The organism is Mesorhizobium sp. M7A.F.Ca.CA.002.15.2.1 (assembly GCF_003998715.1).
Classification (GTDB): domain Bacteria; phylum Pseudomonadota; class Alphaproteobacteria; order Rhizobiales; family Rhizobiaceae; genus Mesorhizobium; species Mesorhizobium ciceri.
In genome coordinates, this window is the sequence record NZ_RZPI01000117.1 from 1 (window position 1) to 10,721 (window position 10,721).

The window sequence follows — 10,721 nt, forward strand, 5'->3', positions numbered from 1 at the left end:
AGCGATGATCGACCGCGGCACCAATGGCGCCGGCCGCGCCCTTGATCTTGGCTCAAATCCCGGCAAGTTCCTGTCCTCGGTGCAGATCGGCATCACCTTGGTCGGCGTCCTCTCCGGCGCCTTTTCCGGCGCCACGCTCGGCGAACGGCTGGCGCAGTTCCTGGCTTCGACCGGCATCCGCGAGACTGTCGCCGACCCGCTAGGCGTCGGCATCGTCGTTGCTATCATCACCTATTTCTCGCTGATCGTCGGCGAGCTGGTGCCCAAGCAGATCGCGTTGCGTGATCCCGAGCGGGTCGCCGCCAGGGTCGCTCCGGCGATGACCATCCTCGCCACGGTGTCGGCGCCGCTGGTCTTCCTGCTCGACTTCTCCGGCCGCACCATATTGTGGCTGCTCGGTCAGCGCGGCGAAAGCGAGGAAAAGGTCACCGACGAGGAGATCAAGATGCTGGTCGCCGAGGCCGAGCATCACGGCACCATCGAATCCGACGAGCGGCGCATGATCGCCGGCGTCATGCGGCTTGGCGACCGCGCCGTGCGCGCGGTGATGACGCCGCGCACCGAAGTCGACTGGATCAATCTGCAATCCGACGAGGCGGCCATCCGCAAGCTGCTCATGGAAACCCAGCATTCGCGCCTGCCGGCAGGCGACGGCGGCGTCGACGTCATGGTCGGCGTCGTCCAGACGCGTGATGTGCTGGCCGCACTGCTTGCCGGCCGCGTGCTCGATCCGCGCAGGCATGTGCGCGCAGCCCCCATCGTCTACGACCAGGCCGACGCGCTCGATGTGCTGCAGAAGCTAAAGGAATCCGACGTGCCGATGGCGCTGGTGCATGACGAATACGGCCATTTCGAAGGCATCGTCACCCCGGCCGACATTCTGGAAGCCATCACCGGCGTGTTCCGCGCCGACACCGACGCCGGCGACGAGGAAAACGCGGTCAAGCGCGAGGACGGCTCGTGGCTGCTCGCCGGCTACATGCAGGCCGACGAGATGGCCGACATTCTCGGCATCGACCTGCCGGAAAACCGCGATTACGAAACCGTCGCCGGCTATGTGCTGTCGCATATGCACCATCTGCCGGCGACTGGCGAATGCGTCGACGCGCAGGGCTGGCGCTTCGAGGTGGTCGATCTCGACGGCCGCCGCATCGACAAGCTGATCGCCACCCGCCTGGCCGGCGCCCCTCGCGAGGCGGTGCGCTGACGGTCGACGCGATTTGCGGCATTTCGCTCTATCGTTCCCAGAAGGACTTGGCGATCTCTCCCTCGACCTGCTGTATCGTCAGGCCGATATCGTCGATCAGATGCGGATTGTCCTTCGACATTTGCCTGAGCTGCCAGCGAAAGCGTATCCGCTCGCGCCAGGTCCGATCGTGCCAGCTCGCGATGATGCTTCGCAGGGTCTTTAGGAGCCGGCGCGATGCCGGCCGCACGGGCGTTCCCGGCCGCGCTGCACAAGTGAGGGTATTGGTCATGGCAACCTCCATATGGTTTGAGGGCCTAGGGCTCTCGATGAGGTTGAATTCTGCGCGATACGGACGGCGCCGTAATTAAGCCCTCCCAAATAGTTCCCAAAACTTCCAAACGAGCTAGAGCGGCCCTATAGATGCGCCTATGCAGGGATCGCGTTTTGCCTTTGGTCCGTTCGTGCTTGATCCGCATGCGGGAACGCTGCTTCGGAACGATGTCCCCGTTGCCGTCGGCTATCGCGGGCTGAGCCTGCTTGCGGCACTCGTCGGGCGGCCCGGCGAAATCCTCGGAAAAGCCGAACTGATGGACGCCGCGTGGCCGGGCACGGCCGTCGAGGAAGGCAATCTCACCGTCCAGATCGCGCAGCTGCGCAAGCTGCTTGGCCCCGTCGGCGACAACGGCGAATGGATATCCACCGTTCCGCGCGTCGGCTACCGTTTCACTGGGGCCGTCGAACAGCTGGGCGAGGCCAGGCGAAAACCCTTGCCGCTGCCCGACAAACCGTCGATAGCCGTGCTGCCCTTCGTCAATTTCAGCAACGATCCCGAGCAGGATCCCTTCGTGGATGGGTTGACGGAAGACCTGATCACCGACCTGTCCAGAATCTCCGGCCTGTTCGTCATCGCCCGCAACTCGACCTTTGCCTACAAGGGAAAAGCGATGGACGTGCGCGAGATCGCCGGGGATCTTGGCGTGCGCTACCTGTTGGAAGGCAGTGCAAGACGCGCCGCGGGGCGCGTGCGCATCAACGCACAGCTGGTCGACGCGATGAGTGGCGATCATCTGTGGGCGGAACGCTTCGATCGCGGCCTGGAGGATATCTTTGCCGTTCAAGACGAGGTGACGGCCAAGATCGTGGAAGCGCTGCTTGGCCGGCTGCGCGCGCCGCCGCCGCGCAATCGGCCGCGAAATCTGGAGGCCTACGACCTCTGCGTGCGGGCGCGAAAGCTGATCGACGACTCGCCGCAGATGGCGCAGGAAGCGCATCTGATGCTGACGCGCGCGGTGTCGCTCGATCCTGATTATGCCGAGCCCTATCGTTGGCTTGCCATGAACCACTGGATGGGACAGGTGCATTGGGGCGGACCAACCGAGGCTGCCCGCAGCGTTGCCCTGGAGCTGGCGCGCAAGGCGGTGGCGATCGATCCCAACGATGCCGGCTGTCGCTGGATCCTGGCTTATCTGCTTGCCTATGAGCGCAGCTTCACTGAAGCGGATGCGGAATTCGCCAAAGCGATCGAGCTCGACCCGAACGAGGCCGACACCTGGGCGGCATTGTCCGACATCGCGGTCCTGGCCGGACGGGTCGAAGAGGGCCTCGAGCACATCGGCAAGGCGTTCCGGCTGAACCCGTTTCCGGCGAGCTGGTACTATCTGACGCTCGGCCAGGCGCAATATGCGGCGCGCGACTACCAAGCCGCTATCGAGACGTTGCGCCGTGACGAGACCTATCGCACAAGCTCACGCCGTTTCCTGGCGGCAAGCATGGCCCAACTCGGCCGGCTCGACGAGGCGCGCGCAGAGGCTGAACTGTTCCTCGTCGGCAACCCGCATTTCACAACCCATCACTGGGCGACGACCGAGCCATTCCGCGACGCCGCTACGCTCGAGCATTTCGTCGATGGTTTTCGCAAGGCCGGTCTTCCGGAGTGACGCGCCGGCATCCGGCCCGCCCGCAGCAAAGGCGACGTGGTGCGCTAACCCAGTCTAGACGTCGGTATGATCTCGGTGGCGCGACACCTTCTCGCGGTTGCCGCAGGTGCGCATGCTGCACCAGCGCCGCTTGCCGCCTCGCGACGTATCGAGGAAAAGCCAGCCACAGCGAGGGCAGGAATGCAGCCTGTCGCGCGGCAGGGTGAAGAACGCTTCGATGGACAGCATGGCCAGCAACGCGGTGACGGCGTCCGGATCGCGCCACCGGCCAAGGGCAAGCTCCGGCCTGGTGCCATCCAGCTCGATAGACCCGGCGGCAAGCGAGCTTGCCGTGCGCGAGAACAACACGCCGAGCGGTTCGACCGCAGACGGTTTGCCCGCGGCGATTGGATCGAAAACCTGAAATGACGCCTCCCGCATTTCGCGGACCCCTTCCACGAACCGCCCATCCGCTATCTCGGCAACGGCCTGCGCCTGACGATCGTCGGCAAGCCCTGAGGCGCTGAACCAGTTCGCAACATCCCGGACGGACTTGAAGAGTTCATTGTCTGTTGCCGGCGCCCGCCGGTCGAACACGGCGTTCGACAGGTCCAAAGCGGGATGCCCGCCTATGAAGTGATCCGGTACCCATTCGGTGTATTCATCGCCCATGGAACATAACCTCATTAACCGGATTATACGGTTACATGTAACCACTATCATACGGATACGTGGTGTCAAAGCCAGCGCGTCGCCAGATCGGCGCGGAACCCCTGGGAGGGAGAGGATGTGCAGCAATCGTTACAAGACCCGCCACGAAACCATCAATGTCGACGGCCTCGACATCTTCTACCGTCATGCCGGCGATCCCGGCAGACCGGCAATCCTGCTGCTGCACGGATATCCGACTTCGTCGCACGTCTATCGCAATGTCATCGAACCGCTGGCGGAGACAGCCTATGTGGTGGCGCCGGATCTGCCCGGTTTCGGCTTTTCGTCCGCCCCTTCCATCGATGCCTATGACTACACGTTCGACAACCTGGCCAGCACGATCGAAGCCTTCATCGAGGCCCTCGGCCTCCAGCGATTCTTCCTCCACATCACTGACTTCGGCACGCCCGTCGGCTATCATCTCGCCACACGGCGGCCGGATCGCATCCTCGGCCTGATCGCCCAGGACAGCAACGCTCATGACGAGGGGCTGGGACCGGAATGGGACGCGCCGAAGGCGTTCTTCGCCGAACCGACTGAAGAAAACCGCGCCAGACTGCCGGACTGGATGAATTTCGAGGGGACCCGAAACCAATATATCGGCGGTCTCCCCGAGCGTCTGAAAGTGTTGTTTCCGCCCGAGGGTTGGTATCTCGATACGGAGCGCCTGGCGAGGCCCGGCAACACCGACATTCAGTTCGAACTCTTCACCGATTATGGCTCGCACATCGCGCGCTTCCCGGCCATCCAGGCCTATCTCCGCGACCAACAGCCAGCATGCCTGGTGCTGTGGGGGCGCCACGACGCCTTCTTCGCGCTGGACGAGATCATGGCCTACAGCCGCGATCTCGACGCCGTCGAAATCCATGTCTTTGAGAGCGGGCACATGCTTCTCGAAACGCATCATCGCCAATGCGCGGCTCTCATCGCTCACTTCATGCACGAGGTGGAGACTGGGGTATTTCGCGATCCTGCGGGGCGTTGAACGTCGACGTTCAAACCGCCACTTCGATGGGCTCGGCAAGCCTGGGATTGGCCCGCGCGGCGATCAGGCAGCCGGCGACGATCAGGCACGCTCCCGTCAGCGTGGTCCAGGTCGCCTCCTCGCCGAAGAAGAACCAGCCAAGCGCGACCGCCCAGATGAAGGCCGAGTATTCCGTCGGGATCAGATATTGCGCTTCGGCGCGGGCGTAGGACCAGCTCATCAGGAATTGCCCGGCGAGCGACAGCACCGTCACCCCGGCCAAAGGAAGCCAAAGATCGCTCGGCAGGGCGACGGCAAGCCAGGGTGCCGCGAGGCCGAGCAGGATGGCAACGCAAAGGTTCTGGAACAGCATGATCTCGATCGGCTTGGCCAACTGCGCCTGTTGCCGGGCGAGGATCAGATTGTATCCGTAGAACACGGTTGATACGAGCACCGCTGCCGTGCCGAGCATGGCGTCCTGCGAATAGTCTGCCTGCCCGAACTGGCCGGCCATGATGATGGCGACGCCGGCGATGCCGGCCAACGATGCCCAGACAGCCTGGCGTCGGATCCGTTCGCCCAGCAGCAGCGCGGCGAGAAACAGCGCAAACAAGGGCGCCACGAAGCTGAGCCCGATCGCCTCCGCGAGCGGCAGCCTGGCCAAGCCCCAGAAGAAGGATATCAGCACGACGCCGACAATTGCGGCACGCAGCGCATGCAGCCTCAGCACCGGAATGGTCGGCTTTAAGCGTGGTCCCGCCAACCAGGCTGCGCCCGCGACCACGGCCGCGACCATGCTGCGCCACAGCAAGGTGTTGTAGACCCCGACCGCGATGACCAGGATCTTCATCGCCGCATCCATCCCGGACAGCAGGAAGATCGCAAGCGCGCATACGAGCACCGGGATCATCGGGGAAACGGCGCCGGTCAGGCTGGATGTCTTCACGGCTTCACTCATGTGACGGATCGCAGCCGGATATATCAGGGCAAGGGTCGCGACCAGATGGCAGCCCGGTCGATGTAGCAGTCCAACCCCGATTGGGCCGAGGCTATCGTGACATCAGGGTATCAGCACCATGCCGGCGAGTTGAACGAAACGGACCGCCTCGCCGACTGCATCATCCGGCCACGGCAGGCGACGCACGCACCCATGGCACAGATCGAATTGAGCGGGCGGGTTGCCGACGCAGCTGGCCCGTCGCATGTTGCCGGTTGTCTGCAGACGGATCGGAAAAAATGCACCGCATGGCTTCGGGCGACCTTTATCAGACCTACGATCTTGGTGACTTGCGCATCACCTCCTTGCGCGATGGCTATGTCGACATGCCGATCGGACGGCTTCGGCAACCCGGCGACAAGCCATTTGGCGATGAATTGCCGCAACAAGTCGCATTGGTTGGTGGTCAACTCAGACTGTCCGTCAATGCCTTCGCGATTGACGATGGAGACGGAATCATCCTGATCGATACCGGTGCCTCGAACGCCTGGCATCCCACCATGGGCCGACTTCCCGAGGCGCTGGACGAAGCTGGCATCGATGCCGGACGAGTCCGTGCCGTCTGTTTCACCCACACCCATCTCGACCACATCCATGGTCTTGTGCTTGCCGACGGCCGCGACGCTTTCCCGCGCCTGGCGCGTTTGCTCGTTCCCGGGGAAGAACTCGGCTTTTTTCGCGCCGAAGCGCGGCTCGAACGATTTCACAGCATGGCGGAACCCTTCGAGGCCGGAGACCGTATCGGGACACATGTCGACATTGTCGAAGCCCATGGCCATGAAGCGGGACACAGCTGCTTTCGTGTTTCGAGCGGTGGCGAACGCATTCTGATTTGGGGCGACACCGTTCACGTCCCATCGCTTCAGTTCGATCGACCTGAGGTGACGTGGGAATTCGATGCCGATCAGGACCAGGCGCGCGAAAGCCGGTTGCGGTTGCTGGCGCTTGCTGCCGACGATCATGTTTCGTCGCCGGCGCGCATCTGGATTCGCCCGGTATCGGCCGCGTCGTCCGATCCGGCGCCAGCTTTCGGTTTGAGCCGCTATAATTGAAAAAGGGCGGCGCAAGCGCCGCCCCGGATCCTTGGGAGGATAATTCGAACCGGCCGTCAGGCCGCCTTGACTTCCTCGGCGACGGCGTCGGCCTGACGCGCTGCCTTGAGCACCTTGGCCCACCAGGCAACGTCGTTGACCAGCGCCGTGGCGGCCTGGTTCAGATGCTCGAGGTCTTCCAGCTTCTTCTCGCCCTGGCGGACGGCGAGGAAATCGCCCCAGGCGATATGGACGGCCGACTTGACCGGCGCCATCTGCAATTCGACGGCATGAAGGCGGAGCTGTTCGACGGCGCGAGCGCCACCGACGCTGCCATAGCCGACGAAGCCGGCCGGCTTCTTGTTCCATTCGTTGGCGGCGTAGTCGATGGCATTCTTCAGCACCGCCGTCGGGCCATGATTGTATTCGGCGGCGGTGAAGATGAAGCCGTCGAATTCGGCGACCTTCTTCTGCCAGCGCTGTGCCACTTCGTTCTGCGACGGCGCCCATGCGGAGGATGCGACTTCGTCGAAGAACGGCAGCGGGAAGTCGCGAAGGTCGACGATCTCGACATCGATGTCGGCATGCGACTTGGCGATCTTGGCGATCCATTGGGTTGGCACATCGGCGAAACGAGCGGCGCGCGTCGATCCGACGACGATGGCAATTTTGGGTTTGGACATAAGGGCTCTCCTTGCACGAAGTACTGGTATCATTTGGATACCTGCGCTATATGAGATACTGCAAACGCGATGCACAAGAAGGCACTTTTTTGTTACCGAGGCACCCACACCGCTCCGAAGACTGCCGCGCCATCTCGGAAATCCTGCAGCGCGTCGGCGACAAATGGACCGTTCTGGTCGTCGGCAAGCTGGGCGACGGACCGCTGCGTTTCAACGAATTGCGCGCAGCCGTCGGCGGCATCTCGCAGAAGATGCTGACCACCACCTTGCGCGGGCTGGAGCGTGACGGCTTCGTCACCCGCACCGTGTTTCCAACCATTCCGCCGCGCGTCGATTATGAGCTGACCGAGCTCGGCCACGAGCTGCTGATCCCCGTCAGCGCACTGAGCGAATGGGCGCGCGCCAACACCATGCGCGTCAAGGCGGCGCGCGAAAAATTCGACGGCGCCCGCGTCTGAAACCCTTGCGCGGCAAGGGATTCAGCCCCGCACGCAACATCCGGCTTGTCTGATCGGAAATTCTATCTCGGCTGCGCGGATCGTGCCCGGATGCAAGCGCCGTTTTGGCTGGCGGATTGCCGCTCATGCGGTCCCCTGACGGCTGCCGCTCAGGCTCCTGATGCGCGCACATCGCATCGCGCGGCGGCACAGGTATCACACCGTGCGCCCCGCTCGCCGGGAGCCTGTCCTCCATGCGTGCAGGCGACGCGCGAGATGTCTTCCTTCACCTCCGCGTAAGCGGTCACGCCGAGCAGGCAGGTCGTCGCGACCAGGGCTGCCACGAGCCAACCGTTCAGCAGATGTTGACGCATTGTCTCTCCTCCGATTGCAGCAGGATCGGGCTTGGAGGCAACCGTTGGATGTCACGAAAAGCGCCTCCCGCACGGGCGCTGTTACAAACGGCCATACCCGGCTCGCTCTACCTGATCCCAGCTATGTCGGCGGCAACCGATCCATGGCAGACTGGGTACGATCGGTTGGGTATTTTCCGCCCGGCTGCTACAGGTGAAAGCCGCCATTCGCGTCGAGGTTCATGTCGTCCAAGGAACATCCCGCCATCGACCTGCCATCGGAAGCACTGCTGCCGAGCCCGCTGCTTGTCGTCGAGGACGAGCCGATGATGCAGGTGCGGTTGCGCTCGATCCTGAGGGGCCTTGGCTACGCTCAGGAGGAGCTGTTTTTCGCCGGGTCGATCGCGCAGGCCAAGGCCCTGCTCGTCGACCAACCCTTCGCCATGACGCTGGTCGATGTCGGCCTGCCCGATGGCAACGGCATCGACCTCATCCGCTCCCTGCACGAGCACGACGCGGCGCTGCCGATTCTCGTCATCTCGGCCTGGAGCAACGAAAACACCATCCTCGAAGCCCTGCGTGCCGGAGCGACCGGCTATCTCTTGAAGGAGCGCGACGACGTCGAGCTGTCACTTTCGATCCGCAGCACCATTCGCGGCGGCGCGCCGATCGATCCCTTCATCGCCCGGCGCATCCTGGAACTGGTGTCGGCGCCGGCGTCATCCGGGCGCGCCCGTTCCTCCACCGACAGGCCGGGGCGCGGCAAGCCCGCGCTTGCGCCGCCGCCTCCCTTGACGCCGCGCGAGGTCGAGATCCTCAACCTCGTTGCCAAGGGGCTTACCAATCGAGAGATTTCGGGGGTCCTTTCCCTTTCCAGGTTCACGGTCGAATGCCACATTCGCAACATCTACAAGAAGCTGTCGGTCAAATCCCGGACGGAAGCGATTTTCGAGGCGCGGTCGCAAGGCTTCTTGCCCTGATATTCCTGCTCCTCGCGCCGGGCGGCATCGCCCTCGGCGCCGACGGGGCCGTGCCGTTCAAGACGATCGAGGCCGTTCGATCCGGCTGGGACGCCGCCGCGCCGCCGGCCGCCGGCTGGACCAGCGTGACCTTGCCCGATGACTGGGCGACGCGCTGGCCCGGTTTCGACGGCGTGGTCTGGTATCGCCTCACCTTCGACAGGCCCGACGCGGCCGAGCCGCTAGGCCTCGCGCTGAACTACTGGACACTGGCCGGATCGATCTCTGTCAACGCCGCGGAACTCGGCCGCGACGAATTCCTCGTCGAGCCGTTGACGCGCTCATGGAACGTGCCCCGCTACTGGCAGCTCGCTTCCCCGGTCCTGCATGCCGGCACCAACACGCTGCTGATCAGGGTCTCGGGCCTAGCGCCGTACCAGCCAGGCCTTGGTCCGGTCCTGATCGGCCCGCCTTCGGCGACGCGTGCCCATTTTGTCCAGCAATTCTGGATTCGCCGCGAACTGCCGGTCTTCTATCTCGGCGTCACCGCGGCGCTTGGCACCTTCTTCTTCGTCGTCTGGCTGCTGCGCCGAAGCTTGAAGGCCTATGGCTGGTTCGCCCTGATGACGATTGCGTGGTTTTGCTATTCGCTCAATTTCGTGGTGACGAGCCCCTGGCCGTTCGCGGCGACCGACACCTGGCAGCGTTTTATCATGCTCTCCTTCATGGTCATGGCCGCCGCCTTCGTGCTGTTTGTCATCCGCTTTGCCGAGCGCCGCTTTCCCAGGGGGGAAGCCGTGCTGTGGGCCGCGCTGGCGATCGGCGCCGCGGCCCTGTTTGCCACACCGCATTCCCAACTCGGCCCGATGCTCAACCTGCTGGCCTTGTTCTGGTCGCTGCTTTACATCGGCGCCTGTTTCCTGTCGATCGGCCTGACCTGGCGCAGCAATCGGCTGGACCACATCGTCCTTCACATCGTCAACGCGCTCACCATCGTGGCCATCCTGCATGACCTGATGACCTATCTCGGCATCCTTCTTGGCAATGTCTACTACGTCACGCTGACATCCCACTTTCAGATGGTCGGCATGGCGCTGGTGCTGGCCTGGAACTTCGTCGCCAACATGCGCCGCATCGAGGGGTTCAACGATGAGCTCACGGCCAAGATCGAAACCGCCAGGGAAGAACTCGCCCTCACGCTGCATCAGCAGCATGAGGTCACCCTGGCCAACACCAGGCTGGCCGAGCGCGTCTCCCTTTCCCACAATCTGCACGATGGCATGGGCGGCACCCTGGTCAATTCGATCGCCATGCTGGAGCATGCGCCGCAGAACCTGCCGGCCGATCGCTTCCTGTCCGTCCTCAAGGAACTGCGCGACGAGTTGCGGGTCATCATCGACACCGCCGCCGACGACCAGACGGGCGGCCAGTCGCTGGCCGAGTGGATCGCGCCGCCGCGCCTTCCCCACACTCTCGCCTGC

At 63.7% G+C, this 10,721-nt stretch carries 12 protein-coding genes; 7 read left to right on the forward strand and 5 right to left on the reverse strand.

Annotation, left to right across the window (positions count from 1 at the left end; genetic code table 11):
• Positions 1 to 1,207, forward strand: a 1,207-nt coding sequence (locus tag ENZ74_RS09660; protein ID WP_164760984.1) for a hemolysin family protein, incomplete at its 5' end; no start/stop codon positions are given.
• Positions 1,208 to 1,235: 28 nt separating this feature from the next.
• Here the strand turns inward: ENZ74_RS09660 and ENZ74_RS09665 are convergent.
• Positions 1,236 to 1,478, reverse strand: coding sequence for a hypothetical protein (locus ENZ74_RS09665; RefSeq protein WP_013530057.1), 243 nt, complete (start codon positions 1,476 to 1,478; stop codon positions 1,236 to 1,238).
• A 139-nt stretch (positions 1,479 to 1,617) separates the two neighbouring features.
• Between ENZ74_RS09665 and ENZ74_RS09670 the strand changes: the two genes are divergently transcribed.
• On the forward strand, positions 1,618 to 3,126 hold the full coding sequence (locus ENZ74_RS09670; protein WP_063168818.1) for a winged helix-turn-helix domain-containing tetratricopeptide repeat protein: 1,509 nt from the start codon (positions 1,618 to 1,620) through the stop codon (positions 3,124 to 3,126).
• A gap of 54 nt (positions 3,127 to 3,180) precedes the next feature.
• Here ENZ74_RS09670 and ENZ74_RS09675 read toward each other — a convergent pair whose 3' ends face one another.
• On the reverse strand, positions 3,181 to 3,720 hold the full coding sequence (locus tag ENZ74_RS09675; protein ID WP_245470941.1) for a CGNR zinc finger domain-containing protein: 540 nt from the start codon (positions 3,718 to 3,720) through the stop codon (positions 3,181 to 3,183).
• Positions 3,721 to 3,775: 55 nt separating this feature from the next.
• Here ENZ74_RS09675 and ENZ74_RS09680 point away from each other — a divergent pair, with 55 nt between their 5' ends.
• The gene (locus ENZ74_RS09680; protein WP_245268609.1) at positions 3,776 to 4,801 is read left to right on the forward strand and encodes an alpha/beta hydrolase; all 1,026 of its coding nucleotides are present in this window, start codon (positions 3,776 to 3,778) and stop codon (positions 4,799 to 4,801) included.
• A gap of 10 nt (positions 4,802 to 4,811) precedes the next feature.
• On the opposite strand, the gene ENZ74_RS09685 is transcribed toward ENZ74_RS09680, so the two are convergent.
• A complete protein-coding gene (locus tag ENZ74_RS09685) occupies positions 4,812 to 5,738 on the reverse strand; it encodes a DMT family transporter (protein ID WP_013530053.1) in 927 nt (308 codons plus the stop codon).
• A gap of 365 nt (positions 5,739 to 6,103) precedes the next feature.
• Between ENZ74_RS09685 and ENZ74_RS09695 the strand changes: the two genes are divergently transcribed.
• Positions 6,104 to 6,829 carry an MBL fold metallo-hydrolase gene (locus tag ENZ74_RS09695; protein WP_245441363.1) on the forward strand — a complete coding sequence of 242 codons (726 nt, stop codon included), beginning with the start codon at positions 6,104 to 6,106 and terminating at the stop codon, positions 6,827 to 6,829.
• Between the two features lie 56 nt (positions 6,830 to 6,885).
• Here ENZ74_RS09695 and ENZ74_RS09700 read toward each other — a convergent pair whose 3' ends face one another.
• Positions 6,886 to 7,491, reverse strand: a complete 606-nt coding sequence (locus ENZ74_RS09700) for an NADPH-dependent FMN reductase (RefSeq protein ID WP_013530052.1) — start codon at positions 7,489 to 7,491, stop codon at positions 6,886 to 6,888.
• Positions 7,492 to 7,580: 89 nt separating this feature from the next.
• Between ENZ74_RS09700 and ENZ74_RS09705 the strand changes: the two genes are divergently transcribed.
• The gene (locus ENZ74_RS09705) at positions 7,581 to 7,949 is read left to right on the forward strand and encodes a helix-turn-helix domain-containing protein (RefSeq protein WP_024504168.1); all 369 of its coding nucleotides are present in this window, start codon (positions 7,581 to 7,583) and stop codon (positions 7,947 to 7,949) included.
• 149 nt (positions 7,950 to 8,098) lie between these two features.
• Here ENZ74_RS09705 and ENZ74_RS09710 read toward each other — a convergent pair whose 3' ends face one another.
• A complete protein-coding gene (locus ENZ74_RS09710; RefSeq protein ID WP_013530050.1) occupies positions 8,099 to 8,302 on the reverse strand; it encodes a hypothetical protein in 204 nt (67 codons plus the stop codon).
• Between the two features lie 221 nt (positions 8,303 to 8,523).
• On the opposite strand from ENZ74_RS09710, the gene ENZ74_RS09715 reads away from it, so the two are divergent.
• On the forward strand, positions 8,524 to 9,261 hold the full coding sequence (locus ENZ74_RS09715; RefSeq protein WP_063168819.1) for a response regulator transcription factor: 738 nt from the start codon (positions 8,524 to 8,526) through the stop codon (positions 9,259 to 9,261).
• 50 nt (positions 9,262 to 9,311) lie between these two features.
• A partial coding sequence (locus ENZ74_RS09720; RefSeq protein ID WP_164760985.1) for a 7TM diverse intracellular signaling domain-containing protein occupies positions 9,312 to 10,721 on the forward strand: 1,410 nt, incomplete at its 3' end.